The organism is Phytopseudomonas flavescens (assembly GCF_900100535.1).
Taxonomy (GTDB): domain Bacteria; phylum Pseudomonadota; class Gammaproteobacteria; order Pseudomonadales; family Pseudomonadaceae; genus Aquipseudomonas; species Aquipseudomonas flavescens.
In genome coordinates this window covers 21,235-34,594 of sequence record NZ_FNDG01000007.1, presented here as the reverse complement: position 1 = coordinate 34,594, position 13,360 = coordinate 21,235, and the positions used below count along the sequence as shown (strand labels likewise).

Here is a 13,360-nt window from a genome sequence, read left to right as displayed (position 1 = left end):
GACCGCTAACGCCTTTACTTGCCGCTTGAAGCTGCTCCTAAAGCAAGCCGAGCTGCTCGGCTCGGGGTTCGTTGTCGGTGTATTCGGGTAGCGGCGGCAAGCCCGGCAGGCGTTCGCTCAACGACTGGTGAAAGCGCAGCGCCTGGGCAGCGGCAAGGTGGTTGTCCGGGGTGTGCAGGAATACATAGGGCGTCAGGCCTTCTTCGATCCAGGCCGCGACCTTGTCGAGCCAGGGCTCGAGAAAGGGCTGATTGGCATCCAGATCCGGCCCGCCGATGAAACGCACCTGCGGGCTGTCGCTGAACGCGGCCGGACGAATCGGCAGGCGGGGCTTCTTCGCTTGCGCATGCAACACCGCCGGGTCGCTGGAGCGGCAACTGAACAGCGCACGGGAATCCAGGCAAATGCGCTCGACACCGCGCTCGTGCAGCAGCCGATTGAGGGCGCGCTCGGCATCCCCCTTGTCGAAGAACGCCGGATGGCGGACTTCGACGGCCAGCCGGCGCTGCGAGAACGCATCCAGCCACACCGCCAGCTCGTTCAGCCGTGAAGGCCCGAACATGGCCGGAAGCTGCAGCCACAGCGGTGCCACTCTATCCCCCAGCGGCGCCAGGAGTTCGAGGAACGCCTGGGTGCCGTCGAGCTGATCACGCAGATCCCCCTCGTGGCTGATGTCCTTGTGCACCTTGGCGCAGAAGCGGAAGTGCTCGGGCATGCGCTGTACCCAGCGAAGCAGCTTGTCCTGATCAGGGCGGGCATAGAACGTGGTATTGCCTTCCACCGCATTGAAGACGCGGCAGTAGTGTTCGAGGCTGTCAGCCAGATTGAGATCGGCCGGATAGAAACTGCCGCGCCAGGCGGTCTCGCTCCAGGAGGGGCAACCGAGGAAATAGGGAAGCATGGCAAATCGCTGACGAGTCAAAGGCCGCTATTGTGCCCTGTGTACAGCGAGAGGTGCAGATTGGAAGTCGATCAGGCGTACAGATCGAGGCCCAGCACCTGCTGGGCATCCACATCACGGGCATAGGCCTCGGTGCTGCTATAGCTGGCGATGGCCTGAGCGGCGCGATTGCTCATGGCTGGCTGGTAGGTCACGTCCAGCGAGCGCACCGGGAAGTTGTCGGTGCTGGAATTGGTCTGCTGCACGCGACGAATTTGCGGGGTCTGCTCGAAGCCCTGAGTAGCGGCGGTCGTTGCCGGTTGCTCGCGCTTTACTTCCTCTTCCCGGTTCGCCTCACGATAGGGCGTAACCGCAGTCCCCGAGCGGGGGCCACGATCCGGTGAGTAGGGCGCGATGTTACCGTCGATACGCATCAGTGAAGGCTCGGCAGAAAGACGTGCGGAAGTGCTGGCAATTTAGCTGCACCCTGCAGCCATGGCAATGCATGGCGGGAAGTTGACGACAAAAGGACGGCTCGTCCGTCGGCAAATTCAGAATCCAGCCGGTGGCGGCATCTTGGGAGTGGCCACCTTGTCACGCAGATAGATCGGCTGCGCCTGGTCGGCAACCACCGCCTCACCCCGCGCCCAGGCGAAACGCGCCAGGCTCAGCAGGTCCTCGGCATGGGGTAGCATGCCGTCATCCCTGGCAGCAACCTGTGCGGCAATACGCGGTGCAAAGGTGCCCCAGCCGGTACCTGCACCGAACCACTCGCCTGCAGCGTCGCGCGGCAGCAGCGCCTGCTCCGGCGCCAGCACCGCCTCGTGACCGACCAGCCGCATCTCGCCCTGCTCGGCGCGGTAACAGCCCCAATAGACCTCATCCATGCGCGCATCGATGGCCGCAGCGACCTGGCTGGCCCCGTGTTCACGGAGCGAGCGTTGCGCCAGCACCGCCAGGTTGGACACCGACAGCACCGGGCGATCGAGCGCAAACGCCAGGCCCTGCACCACGCCGATGGCGATGCGCACACCGGTGAAGGCACCGGGGCCGCGACCGAAGGCGATGGCATCCAGCGCCGACAGTGCGACGCCCTGCTCGCCCAGCAGCGCCTTGATCATCGGCAACAGCCGTTGAGCGTGCATACGCGGGATCACCTCGTAGTGACTCGTCACCCGGCCATCGTGCAGCAGGGCGACGGAACAGGCTTCGGTGGCGGTATCGAGGGCCAGCAGAGTAATCATGGTGATCTGTAGAGGTGGCTGAGCGGGCGGGCATTAAAACGGTTTGAGGCGTTTTTTTCCAGCACAGCGGGTCAAGCGGCGGGTCCTGGGGCCATGAGGTGGTGTACTGAGTGCTACACCACCACAACGATGCCCTGGATGGGCACCGGCGAGCAGTGTGTCAGCCCGCACGCGTCCGGGCCGCCTCGCTCACCATTTCTCGATGACCGGTTTGGCGTCCCAACCCTTCAGAGGTTCTTTCGACCAGGTGCCATAGCCGGAGTTGGGGAACACGATCCACTCGGTGCCCCATTTCGCGGACTCTGCCTCGGCGGTCGCGCGCTGCTGCGCCACCGGCGTCTTGCGGAAACGTGCATCGAAGTCATGCAGGGTGTCGCCGAGCAGCATCACGATCCGGTAGTCCTTGGCGACCAGCGCTCGGCGCTCGACCTTGGGCGGTCCGAGCAGCAGCACGCTTTCTGCGCTGACCTGCGGCAGGTCGAGCTTCTTCAGGGCCTTGAGGGTGTAGTCCTTCTGCTCTTGCGAGCGATCCGACACGTAGCGGATGGCAACGCCGAGCTTGTCAGCGTGCTCGAGGAATTTCTTGGCACCCGGGATCAATACCGGATTGCCGTCGCGCTCCCACGGCAGCCAGGTGTCCCAGCCGTCGTAGGTGTGGCAATTGGCAAGGTCACGGGCCAGCAGCGCGGAGTTGTCGATGATGGTTTCATCCACATCGGAAACGATGGCGAGTTTCGAAGGATCTTCTGCCGCAGCCACCGCTGCATCCAGCTTCTCGGTGGCGATGTTGTAAGCCTGCATCTGCAGGGCGCGAACTTCCGCTGATTGCTGCTGATAACGCAACGCCATGGTGAACTGGTCAACCGGGCACTCGCCCTTTTTTTCCGGGGCGTCGTCGGCGAAAGCGACGGATGCGCTCAATGCCGAAACCACGATGGCGACGGGCAAGCAGGCAAATCTTCTGTTCCTGGTCATGGAATGCACTCTGATGGGGTGGTTGATGTAAAGCCGCCTTCCTCGAAGCTGTTTCGTGACGGTCGATGAAACCAGCAGAGCAGCGCGGATTTCCTGCGCTGCTCTGCCGGGAACGGTGGGGCATGCCGAAGGTGGCGGCCTGACGCTCGAAAGGCGCGGACTCTCCCGATACTAGATAGCCAGGCGCTCGATCCGCGATCCAGGAACGACACTGGCTTAGCCCGCCAAGCCTTCGGCATGCCCAGAAACGACAACGGCCCGCAAGCGGGCCGTCGATATCAGGTAAGCAGGGCTCAGCTGAGCGCTGCCAGGACCTTGGAGGTGATCTGCTCGACGGAGCCGACACCGGCGATGGCGCTGTATTTCGGCGTGCCTTCGGCAGCCGAAAGCTTCTGGTAGAAATCCACCAGGGGCTTGGTCTGCGAATGGTAGACCGACAGGCGATGACGCACGGTGGCTTCCTTGTCGTCGTCGCGTTGGATCAGGTCTTCACCGGTTTCGTCATCCTTGCCAGCGACTTTCGGCGGGTTGTGCTCGGTGTGGTACACGCGACCGGAGTTCGGGTGTACACGGCGACCGGCGATGCGGCCGACGATTTCCTCGTCATCGACGGCGATTTCCACCACGTGATCGATCTGCACGCCGGCGTCCTTGAGGGCCTGGGCCTGAGGGATGGTGCGCGGGAAGCCATCGAACAGGAAGCCATTGGCACAATCGGGTTGAGCGATGCGCTCCTTGACCAGGTTGATGATCAGCTCATCGGAAACCAGGCCACCGGCATCCATCACGCTTTTCGCGGCCAGGCCCAGTTCACTGCCCGCCTTGACCGCCGCACGCAGCATGTCACCGGTGGAAATCTGTGGAATCGAGAATTTCTTGGTGATGAAACCAGCCTGAGTACCTTTGCCGGCACCGGGCGCCCCCAACAGAATCACGCGCATCGATGTGCTCCTCAAGTTCTTGGTAGTGATGGTGGACTCGCCTCGTGGGGCCAATCTCGGAAGGTTTCGGCAGGCCGGCCAGGGGCCGAACTGCCAGAAGGTCGATCAAGATACACAGCGCCCCAATGCCGCACAAGCCATCGAAAGTCGCAGACAAATGCCGTCGCAGCCACCTCGCTGTCGACGTCCCCGACAGCTTGCCGGATCGTATCCAGGCACCGCCATACAACCAAGGTCAAACCCGGCGAAGATTTCGACAAACCGCGCACCGGCGGAAGTTTTCTGCGCTTTTACCGACAACTTCCGCCATTGACGCCATGAACGAGCATTCCTACGGCCGCTCCTACCCGGTATTGCGCAAGCCAGCGGCGATGCCGGCCACGCTGACCAGCAAGGCCTGTTCCAGAGGGCTTCCCGCCTGCTGCTCGCGCTGCCGGGAGCGCGCCAGCAGTTCGGCCTGCAATAGGTGCAGCGGGTCCAGATAGGTATTGCGCACAGTGATGAATTCCAGGGTCTCCGGGCTGTGGGCGAGCAGCTGCGATTGCCCGGTCAGGCCCAGCACCACAGCGCCAGCCTGCGACAATAGGTCGCGCAGATGGGTACCCAATGGCTGCAGTTCGGCACTCACCAGGCGCTGGTCGTACAGCCTGGCGATCGATTCGTCGGCCTTGGCCAGCACCATTTCCAGCATGTCGATACGCGTGCGGAAGAACGGCCAATGCTCGCGCATGTCGCGTAACAACTGGCCTTCACCGCGCTGCAGCGCACCGTTCAGAGCGGCTTCCCAACCCAGCCAGGCCGGCAGCATGAGGCGCGTCTGCGTCCAGGCGAAGATCCAGGGGATCGCCCGCAGGCTTTCCACCCCGCCCTCGCGCCGCTTGGCCGGCCTGCTGCCCAGCGGCAGGCGGCCAAGCTCCTGTTCCGGCGTCGCCTGGCGGAAGTAGTCGACGAACTGCGCATGCTCACGCACCACCCCGCGGTAGGCTATCACGCCGTCGGCTGCGAGCCTGTCCATCTGTGCCCGCCAGGCCGGCTCGGGTACGGGGGGCGGCAGCAGGGTCGCCTCCAGTACAGCGGCGAGGTAGAGGTTGAGGTTCTGCTCGGCGATGTCCGGCATGCCGAACTTGAAACGAATCATCTCGCCCTGCTCGGTGCTGCGAAAACGCCCGTTCACCGAGCCTGGCGGCTGCGACAGGATCGCCTCGTGGGCGGGGCCCCCCCCGCGCCCCACGGTGCCGCCGCGGCCATGGAACAGCAGCAGCTCGACCTGATGCTGGCGACAGATCTCCACCAGGCTTTCCTGGGCACGGTACTGCGCCCAGGCAGCGGCGGTGGTGCCGGCATCCTTGGCGGAGTCGGAGTAGCCGATCATCACTTCCTGCGGGCCGTGCAGGCTGGCACGATAGTCCGGTAGCCCCAGCAGGCGTTCGATGACGATCGCTGCGTTGTCCAGATCCGCCAGGGTCTCGAACAACGGCACCACCCGTATCGGCCGACGCAGGCCGGCTTCCTTGAGCAGCAACTGCACGGCGAGCACGTCGGAGGCGGCACCGGCCATGGATATCACATAGGAGCCGAGAGACGCCGCCGGCGCGGACGCGACTTCACGGCAGGTCGCCAGCACTTCGGCAGTCTCGTCGGCCGGCTGAAAATCGGCCGGCAATAGCGGCCGGCGGCTGCTCAACTCGGCCTGCAGGAACGCCAGGCGCTGCTCTTCGTCCCATTGCCGATAATGGCCAAGGCCCAGGTAGTCGGTGATTTCATCGAGTGCCGCGGCGTGGCGGGTCGCATCCTGGCGAACGTCCAGGCGAACCAGAAACAACCCGAAGGTGCTGACCCGGCGCAGGAAGTCGAGCAACGGCCCGTCGGCGATGACGCCCATGCCGCACTCATGCAGCGAGCGGTAGCAAAGGTGCAACGGGTCGTAGAGGTCGCTGTTGTCGTGCAACACGGCAGCCGGCGGGCTGACTGGCCCCGCCAGCGACTCATGGGCCCAGGCACGCGTCGCGCGCAGGCGCTCGCGCAGTTGCTTGAGCAATGCCCGGTACGGTTCGGCACTGTCGCCGCTGCGCGTACGCAGCTCGTCGCTGGCCTGCTGCATGGACAGCTCGGCGGCCAGGCTGTCGATATCACGCAGGTAGAGGTCGGCCGCCATCCAGCGGGCCAGCAACAGGACCTCGCGGGTCACCTTGGCGGTCACGTTGGGGTTGCCGTCCCGGTCTCCGCCCATCCACGAGGCGAAGCGAATCGGCGCGGCATCCAGTGGCAGGCCCACGCCCGTCTCGCGCAGCAGTACCTGGTCGGCGTTGCGCAGCACGGTCGGCAAGGCGTACCACAGCGAATTCTCGATCACCGCGAAGCCCCATTTGGCCTCGTCCACCGGCGTCGGCCGCACCCGACGGATCTCCTCGGTGTGCCAGGCTTCGGCAATCAGCCGCTGCAGCCGGCTGGAGATCGTGGCGCGCTCGACCTCGGAGAGATCATGGTGATCCTGCTCCGCCAGTTGCGCGGCGATGGCATCGTACTTCTGGATCAGGGTACGCCGGGCGACTTCGGTGGGGTGGGCGGTCAGCACCAGTTCGATATCCAGCCGCGCGACCTGACCCGCCAGGGCTTCAGGGTCGTGGCCTGCGGCGCGCAGGCGCTGCAGCAGTTCGACGAATATACGGTTCTCGAAAGGCAGCGCCTCGTCGGCATCACGACGGCGCACGCGGTGGTACTGCTCGGCGATGTTGGCCAGGTTGAGGAACTGGTTGAACGCGCGGGCGACCGGCAGCAATTCGTCGTCGGGCAACTGGTCGAGGGTATCGCTGAGCTGCCTGGCCCCTTCGGCGGACCCTTGGCGCGCCGCCTTGGCGCCCTTGCGGATGCGCTCGATCTTGTCGAGAAAGGCATCGCCATGCTGTTCGCGGATGGTGCTGCCGAGCAACTCGCCAAGCTGGTGAACGTCCTCGCGTAGACGTGCGTCGATTTGCGTCATACCGGTGTCCCTGCGCCGCTGGATGAGCGTTCAGATTGCCCAGCCTGGCGACGCCTGACAAGCAGGCCTGCAAGCGATGCCGCCGAACGCCACGTCGTTGGCGCTGCCGTGCCCGGCAATCGGAACGCAGCCAGAGGCCTCAGGTCTGAAACAGAGAACCCGCCCCGCCTCGAGGTACCTATGAAGATCCGCGAACTCGTCCAGCAATGGGAACAACACGCTGTCGGCCGCCTGGTCAGCACGCCCTACCAGGTGAACCTGGATGTGGAATCGGCAGCACGCCTGGCGGCGCTCAGCCATATGTACCCCAAGCGACGCCCGGAGGAGCTGCTCGCCGAACTGCTCGGCGCCGCCCTCGAGGACCTCGAGGCCAGCCTGCCCTACGTACAGGGTACCCAGGTGGTCGCCAGCGACGAAGAAGGCAACCCCGTCTATGAAGACGTGGGCCCGACCCCGCGCTTTTTGGAACTTGCCCGGCACTACCTCCACGAAATGACCGAGCAGTCCGACCCATCCGTGCGGTGATCGCGCACACAGCAGCCATTTTCGTTGCAACGGTCAAAGCGCCGGCTGACGCGGCCTGCGACATTTTTTTGGCGACATCGCCCTGACAAATGAACTTTTTTGCTGAACGTTTTCTGAATCAGCCAACTCACAGGGTTATGCCGTAATGACCACTGGTCGCCGGAGAAAAACTAACTCAGCCGCTATCGCTCCTGAGTTTCCGGACGGCAGGTGACCATCGTGGAAACCGACTGTTTGCCAGGAATTTACCAATGGAGTTGCACACCATGACCACTAAAACTGCCCCAAATGCTCGTACCAAACTAGCCGCCTGGAAAGTTGCGGCACTGGCTATCGGCAGCAGCTTGCTGCTCGTCGGTTGCGCAGGCACTCCGCCCAGTGAGCAACTGGCTGTGGCCAAGTCGGCCGTCAACGAAGCCGTAAGCTCCGGTGGTACCGAGTTTGCCGCAGTCGAAACCAAGTCGGCTCAGGACAAACTGAAGCAGGCCGAGCTGGAAGTCATCGAGAAAAACTACGAAGAAGCCAAACGCCTGGCGGAACAGGCGGAATGGGACGCTCGCGTGGCGGTGCGTAAAAGCCAGGCAGCCAAGGCCGAAAAAGCGCTGAAGGATGCTCAGCAAGGTATCGAGGAGTTGCGCCAGGAAGGTCTGCGCAGTGCCCAGCCTAAGCCGGGCAAGGGTCAGTAACGACCCGTCAGACTTCGCCAATTGAATAAAGGATGAACGATCATGCGTAAACAAGTGATGATTCCAGCCCTGCTGGCTCTGAGCATTGGCCTCGCGGCTTGCTCCACCCAACCCAACATCAACCTTGAGCAGGCGCGCAGCAGCTACTCCAGCCTGCAAACCAACCCGGAAGCGGTGAAAGTCGCCGCGCTGGAAACCAAGGATGCTGGCGAAGCACTGGAAAAAGCCGAGCGCGCCTTCCGCGAGAAGGAAGACGAGAAAAAAGTCGACCAGCTCGCCTACCTGGCCGAGCAGCGCATCGAACTGGCCAACCAGACCATCGCCCTGCGCACCACGGAGCAACGTTTGGCGCAATCCGCATCCGAGCGTGCCAAGGCTCGCCTGGAAGCCCGTGACGCGCAGATCGCGCAATTGGAGAACAGCCTCAACGCCAAGCAGACCGAACGCGGCACACTGGTCACCTTTGGTGATGTGCTGTTCGACCTCGATCGTGCCGAACTCAAGCCCAATGCCTACCCTAACATTGCCAAGCTCGCTCAGTTCCTGCAGCAAAATCCAGATCGCAAGGTGATCGTCGAGGGGTACACCGACAGCACCGGTTCTGCTGAGTACAACCAGGGCCTGTCCGAGCGCCGTGCCAACGCAGTACGCGCTGCACTGGTTCGTCAGGGCGTAGGTTCAGAGCGGATCGTGACCCAGGGCTACGGCCTCGAATACCCGGTCGCCAGCAATGCCAGCGCCGCCGGTCGTGCTCAAAACCGCCGTGTGGAAGTGACCATTTCCAACGACGACAAGCCGGTTGCTCCGCGCTCCTCCGTGGGCCACTGAAGCCAGGGGCCTGAGCAAGGTGCTTGAGTGGCCCCGGCGGCCGCTCAGCTAGCCAAGACGACAAACCCCGCTACGGCGGGGTTTGTCGTTGCTGCGCTGTTCATTCGTTGCAGCGCACCGCCCGTTTGCGGTCATCCACCAGTACGCCGCTGAGCCCCTTCTGCTGCAGATCGAACAGCACCAGCACGCCATCGATGCACTGGCCGACCTGATCGGCCGGCTTCAGGCTGACCGTGTAAGCCTCTCCGGGAACGGTCTTGAGCATGGTGAACTCGGATAGCAGCAGCGCATCTTCCGGCTTGGCGAAGTGCAGGTAGCCGTAGAAACCGAGCACGGCTACGGTACCGGCGATGCTGCCGATGGCGGTGAGAATAAGGGGGATGGGGTTGCGCTCGTTCATGCACACATCTCGAAAAGCGCCCCGGCCAGGCATGCGGCGGGGCGTTGCAGTGGGGATCGGCCAGGCGCTGCGCCGCCAGCCCCTGCTGCAGGCGATCAGAGAATGTTGGCGTAGTCGGCCTCGATGCGATCCAGGCTCAGGTGGTTGAGGAAGTTGGAGAAGCACATCCAGGCCGACAGCGAGTTGAGGTCACGGAACTGCTGTGGCAGGTACTTGGGTGGGCTCACCAGGCCTTCATCGACCAGTTGCCGTAGCGTACGCATATCTTCGAGCGTGGTCTTGCCGCAGAACAATAAAGGGATCTGTTCCAGCTTGCCTTTGCGCACCGCGAGCTGGATGTAGTTGTAGATCATGATGAAACCCTTCAGGTAGGACAGATCCTTGGTGAAGGGCAGGCCGTTCGGGGCTGAGCCGCGGAAGGCGCGGCTGGCGTTGCTGTAGCTGTCTTCCAGGCTGAAACCCTGCTCGCGGTAGAAATCGCAGACCTGCAGGAAATCCGCCCCCTGCTCGGCCATGTGAATGGCGCGCGTGCGGTTGGTGAGTTTGCGCAGGCGGCTGGGATAGGAAGCGAAGGCGATCACTTCCATGAGGATCGCCAGGCCCTCCTGGGTAACCGTCGACGACGGCGGCCCCTTGGCCAGGAAGGTGCAAATCGGCTGGTTCTGGCCATTGAGCGTGGTCGCCACGTGCACCAGCCCCTCGTGCACTTCCAGTGCCTTGACGTCGCGCTCGTTGAACATGGCATCGGCGCGGATCTTGATGTAGTCGGCGCCGGCGGCGGCATCGGCGAGAATGCCGTCGGACTCGAACACGCGGATGGTGCTGTCGCTCTCGCCGAACACCAGGTTAAGCCGGCTCTGCAGCAGCGCGACGGCATCCTTGGCGCTGAGCGTCTTGGGTTCGTCCTTGAGGTCGCCACGGCTGTCGATGTTGTTCAGGTAACCGGAAAACATCAGCCCCAGATCGGCCAGGGTCGGATCGCCCGCGTGGAAGGCGTCGGACGCCGCGCCGTAGAGTTCCTGGGAAATCAGCCCGAAATCCGAGGTGCCACGGGCTTCAAGCATGCGAATGACCATGCGGTACTCGCGGCACATGCGGCGCATGATCTGTCCCACCGGATTGAACTGGCCGAGCTGGCGGGTGATGTCGCGCTCGATGTCCTGCAACTCCAGCTTCTTGGCCGCCGGGTCGAAGGCCAGCGGCCGGCTGTCGTAGTAGCCACGATCGATGACCGGCAGTTCCCTGCCCTCGTGCTTGAGAAAGGCCTGGCGAATGGAGTCGTCCCACTTCACCGCATCGAGCACGCGGATCGGTGTCTGCGCCTCGACGATACGATCGGACAGCGCGCGCACGACCAGTTGATAACCGTCGAGTCCTGTGTGGCTGTTCATGGGGATCCTCTTTGCATTGCGGAAATTGCCGAACCGGCCGGTAACGCCGCTTCACGCTTGCGCCAAGACGCTCGCCACGACAACACGCGAGCAGGCCGGCGGGCTTGGCATTCGGGCCTACTGCCGTCGGTCAGCATAACGCGCTTCACCCGCCCTGCGGGTGGCACTGAAGGGGATTGCTCGCCAGCGGTTGGCGATCCAGCTGGGTGCAGCGCAGCAGGGCCGGCGTGCAGCAGAGGGTAACCGGCTCTCACGGGCCGGTTCGCTGATAGCGTGCCACTTCGACGAATACATCGGAGTTGGCCGGATCGTTCAAGTAGGCGAACACCTGTTCGAGGCCGCTGGAGACCAGTGCGCCGTCGCCTTGCGGCATCGTCACGGACTCCCCTGCCAACTGCCCGTTGTCGATGGCCTGAAGGATGCGCTCGACGTCGAGGTTGAACAGCACCAGCTCGTTGCCGGGGGTCAGTTCGAAACCGCCGATGGCGAAATTCGCCCCCATGCGCTTGGGCACGCCGGCCGACAGGTACCAGCGTCGCCCGTGATGAGCCACGGTGAAGCTGTAGCTCTGCAGGCTGGCGACGTTGTCAGCGCTGTCGATGTAGGTATCGGCCTTGTACAGGTTGGCTCCCGAACGGCTGATGTCGAGAACGCGCAGTTCCCCCCACTCATCGGTGCGCGACCAGATGCCGAGCAGCGGGATGGGCGCCGCCTCGTTGGCCGCGATCGGCTCCTTGAAGGTCACCAGGCAGCCGCTCAACAACAGGAAAGACAGCACCACCACCGCACGCCAGGCTCTCATCATGCTCTCCTCGAAGCCCCTTACGGGACCGACACGGGCCGATAGTCCGTTCCCCCGGCGCAGCCCGTCAAGCGTTTGTCCCTCAACAGCATAGGCGCTGAACCGCGGGTAACAAAAAGCCGCCCGGAGGCGGCTTGAGTGATCTTCAGAGTTCCGGGCGCATGTGCGGGAACAGGATCACGTCGCGGATCGACGGCGAGTTGGTCAGCAACATCACCAGGCGGTCGATGCCGATGCCCTCCCCGGCCGTGGGCGGCATGCCGTATTCGAGGGCACGAACGAAATCGGCGTCGAAGTGCATGGCCTCGTCATCGCCGGCGTCCTTGTCGGCCACCTGCTGCTGGAAACGCTCGGCCTGGTCCTGCGCGTCGTTCAGCTCGGAGTAGGCGTTGGCGATCTCGCGGCCACCGATGAACAGCTCGAAGCGGTCGGTGACGCTCGGATCGTCGTCGCTGCGACGGGCCAGTGGCGACACTTCGAACGGGTAACGGGTGATGAAGTGCGGCTGCTCCAGCTTGTGCTCGACCAGTTCTTCGAAAATCATCACCTGCAGCTTGCCCAGGCCTTCGAAGCCGAGCACCTTGGCGCCGGCTTTCCTGGCGATCGCGCGCGCCGTGTCCACGTCTTGCAGGTCGGCAGCGGTGATGTCCGGGTTGTACGTGAGGATCGAGTCGAACACCGAGAGGCGCACGAAGGGCTCGCCGAAGTGGAACACCTTGTCGCCGTATGGCACGTCGGTGCTGCCGAGCACGCGCTGGGCCAGCTCGCGGAACAGTTCCTCGGTGAGGTCCATGTTGTCTTCGTAATCGGCATAGGCCTGGTAGAACTCGAGCATGGTGAACTCGGGGTTGTGCCGGGTCGAAACGCCTTCGTTACGGAAGTTGCGGTTGATCTCGAAGACCTTCTCGAAGCCGCCAACAACGAGCCGCTTGAGGTACAGCTCCGGAGCGATGCGCAGGAACATGGCCATGTCCAGGGCGTTGTGGTGGGTTTCGAAGGGCTTGGCCGCGGCACCGCCGGGAATGGTCTGCAGCATCGGCGTTTCCACTTCGAGGAAGTCGCGCTCAGCGAGGAAACGACGGATGTGGGCGATCACCTGGGAACGCACGCGGAAAGTCTCGCGCACGTCTTCGTTGACGATCAGGTCGACGTAGCGCTGGCGATAGCGTTGCTCGGTATCGGTCAGGCCGTGGTGCTTGTCCGGCAGCGGACGCAGCGACTTGGTCAGCAGGCGCACGTCGGTCATTTCCACGTACAGGTCACCCTTGCCACTGCGGGCCAGGGTGCCGACCGCAGCGATGATGTCGCCCATGTCCCAGCTCTTCACCGCTGCCAGGGTATCTTCGGGCAGGGTCTTGCGGTTGACGTAGACCTGGATGCGCCCGCTCATGTCCTGGATGACCATGAAGGCACCACGGTTGAGCATGATGCGGCCGGCAACCTTGACCGGGATGGCAGCGGCTTCGAGCGCTTCCTTGGTGGTATCGGCGTACTGTTTCTGCAGGTCGGCGCAGAGGTTGTCGCGACGGAAATCATTGGGGAAGGCATTGCCCTGCTCGCGGATGGCAGCAAGCTTGTCCTTGCGCTGGGCAATCAGCTTGTTCTCTTCCTGTTGCAGGTGCTGCGGGTCGGGTTGTTGGTCGCTCATGGTCGTCGGGATTCCATCACGGGGTAGTCGCCGCCCCCACCGGGGCGGAACCAAAAGGTA

General features: G+C 63.5%; 13 protein-coding genes. 3 read left to right on the top strand and 10 right to left on the bottom strand.

Annotated elements, in window-relative coordinates; all coding sequences use genetic code 11:
• Window positions 1–37: 37 nt before the first annotated feature.
• From BLR94_RS10745 to ppc, 6 genes are all read right to left on the bottom strand, one after another.
• Window positions 38–901: a DUF72 domain-containing protein gene (locus BLR94_RS10745; RefSeq protein WP_084304755.1), complete on the bottom strand. Its 864-nt coding sequence runs from the start codon at window positions 899–901 to the stop codon at window positions 38–40.
• Window positions 902–972: 71 nt separating this feature from the next.
• Window positions 973–1,314 carry a hypothetical protein gene (locus BLR94_RS10740; protein WP_042551808.1) on the bottom strand — a complete coding sequence of 114 codons (342 nt, stop codon included), beginning with the start codon at window positions 1,312–1,314 and terminating at the stop codon, window positions 973–975.
• Between the two features lie 117 nt (window positions 1,315–1,431).
• Window positions 1,432–2,124 carry a tRNA (adenosine(37)-N6)-threonylcarbamoyltransferase complex dimerization subunit type 1 TsaB gene (tsaB, locus tag BLR94_RS10735; protein WP_084304754.1) on the bottom strand — a complete coding sequence of 231 codons (693 nt, stop codon included), beginning with the start codon at window positions 2,122–2,124 and terminating at the stop codon, window positions 1,432–1,434.
• Window positions 2,125–2,313: 189 nt separating this feature from the next.
• A complete protein-coding gene (locus BLR94_RS10730) occupies window positions 2,314–3,072 on the bottom strand; it encodes a 5'-nucleotidase, lipoprotein e(P4) family (protein ID WP_244158140.1) in 759 nt (252 codons plus the stop codon).
• A gap of 320 nt (window positions 3,073–3,392) precedes the next feature.
• Window positions 3,393–4,040 carry an adenylate kinase gene (gene adk / locus BLR94_RS10725; protein WP_084304752.1) on the bottom strand — a complete coding sequence of 216 codons (648 nt, stop codon included), beginning with the start codon at window positions 4,038–4,040 and terminating at the stop codon, window positions 3,393–3,395.
• Between the two features lie 343 nt (window positions 4,041–4,383).
• A complete protein-coding gene (gene ppc, locus BLR94_RS10720) occupies window positions 4,384–7,020 on the bottom strand; it encodes a phosphoenolpyruvate carboxylase (protein ID WP_084304751.1) in 2,637 nt (878 codons plus the stop codon).
• Window positions 7,021–7,200: 180 nt separating this feature from the next.
• On the opposite strand from ppc, the gene BLR94_RS10715 reads away from it, so the two are divergent.
• The 3 genes from BLR94_RS10715 (at window position 7,201) to lptF (ending at window position 9,059) form a co-directional block, all read left to right on the top strand.
• Window positions 7,201–7,545, top strand: coding sequence for a pilin assembly protein (locus BLR94_RS10715; RefSeq protein ID WP_084304750.1), 345 nt, complete (start codon window positions 7,201–7,203; stop codon window positions 7,543–7,545).
• A gap of 251 nt (window positions 7,546–7,796) precedes the next feature.
• Entirely contained in the window at window positions 7,797–8,231 is a 435-nt protein-coding gene (locus BLR94_RS10710; RefSeq protein WP_084304749.1) for a DUF4398 domain-containing protein, read from the top strand.
• Between the two features lie 42 nt (window positions 8,232–8,273).
• The gene (lptF, locus tag BLR94_RS10705; RefSeq protein WP_084304748.1) at window positions 8,274–9,059 is read left to right on the top strand and encodes a lipotoxin F family OmpA-related lipoprotein LptF; all 786 of its coding nucleotides are present in this window, start codon (window positions 8,274–8,276) and stop codon (window positions 9,057–9,059) included.
• A gap of 100 nt (window positions 9,060–9,159) precedes the next feature.
• Here lptF and BLR94_RS10700 read toward each other — a convergent pair whose 3' ends face one another.
• From BLR94_RS10700 to lysS, 4 genes are all read right to left on the bottom strand, one after another.
• Entirely contained in the window at window positions 9,160–9,459 is a 300-nt protein-coding gene (locus BLR94_RS10700) for a PA3694 family proteiin (RefSeq protein ID WP_084304747.1), read from the bottom strand.
• A gap of 95 nt (window positions 9,460–9,554) precedes the next feature.
• Complete coding sequence (locus BLR94_RS10695; protein WP_084304746.1) at window positions 9,555–10,850, bottom strand: flavohemoglobin expression-modulating QEGLA motif protein; 1,296 nt, start codon at window positions 10,848–10,850, stop codon at window positions 9,555–9,557.
• A gap of 250 nt (window positions 10,851–11,100) precedes the next feature.
• Window positions 11,101–11,652, bottom strand: a complete 552-nt coding sequence (locus tag BLR94_RS10690; protein WP_084304745.1) for a hypothetical protein — start codon at window positions 11,650–11,652, stop codon at window positions 11,101–11,103.
• A 145-nt stretch (window positions 11,653–11,797) separates the two neighbouring features.
• Window positions 11,798–13,300 carry a lysine--tRNA ligase gene (gene lysS, locus BLR94_RS10685; RefSeq protein ID WP_084304744.1) on the bottom strand — a complete coding sequence of 501 codons (1,503 nt, stop codon included), beginning with the start codon at window positions 13,298–13,300 and terminating at the stop codon, window positions 11,798–11,800.
• Between the last annotated feature and the right edge of the window lie 60 nt (window positions 13,301–13,360).

Bases quoted from the DNA above. Each gene is read 5' to 3' on its own strand.
- BLR94_RS10745 (WP_084304755.1), bottom strand. From the start codon at position 901: ATGCTTCCCTATTTCCTCGGTTGCCCCTCCTGGAGCGAGACCGCCTGG.
- BLR94_RS10740 (WP_042551808.1), bottom strand. From the start codon at position 1,314: ATGCGTATCGACGGTAACATCGCGCCCTACTCACCGGATCGTGGCCCC.
- tsaB (WP_084304754.1), bottom strand. From the start codon at position 2,124: ATGATTACTCTGCTGGCCCTCGATACCGCCACCGAAGCCTGTTCCGTC.
- adk (WP_084304752.1), bottom strand. From the start codon at position 4,040: ATGCGCGTGATTCTGTTGGGGGCGCCCGGTGCCGGCAAAGGTACTCAG.
- ppc (WP_084304751.1), bottom strand. From the start codon at position 7,020: ATGACGCAAATCGACGCACGTCTACGCGAGGACGTTCACCAGCTTGGC.
- BLR94_RS10715 (WP_084304750.1), top strand. From the start codon at position 7,201: ATGAAGATCCGCGAACTCGTCCAGCAATGGGAACAACACGCTGTCGGC.
- BLR94_RS10710 (WP_084304749.1), top strand. From the start codon at position 7,797: ATGGAGTTGCACACCATGACCACTAAAACTGCCCCAAATGCTCGTACC.
- lptF (WP_084304748.1), top strand. From the start codon at position 8,274: ATGCGTAAACAAGTGATGATTCCAGCCCTGCTGGCTCTGAGCATTGGC.
- BLR94_RS10700 (WP_084304747.1), bottom strand. From the start codon at position 9,459: ATGAACGAGCGCAACCCCATCCCCCTTATTCTCACCGCCATCGGCAGC.
- BLR94_RS10695 (WP_084304746.1), bottom strand. From the start codon at position 10,850: ATGAACAGCCACACAGGACTCGACGGTTATCAACTGGTCGTGCGCGCG.
- BLR94_RS10690 (WP_084304745.1), bottom strand. From the start codon at position 11,652: ATGAGAGCCTGGCGTGCGGTGGTGGTGCTGTCTTTCCTGTTGTTGAGC.
- lysS (WP_084304744.1), bottom strand. From the start codon at position 13,300: ATGAGCGACCAACAACCCGACCCGCAGCACCTGCAACAGGAAGAGAAC.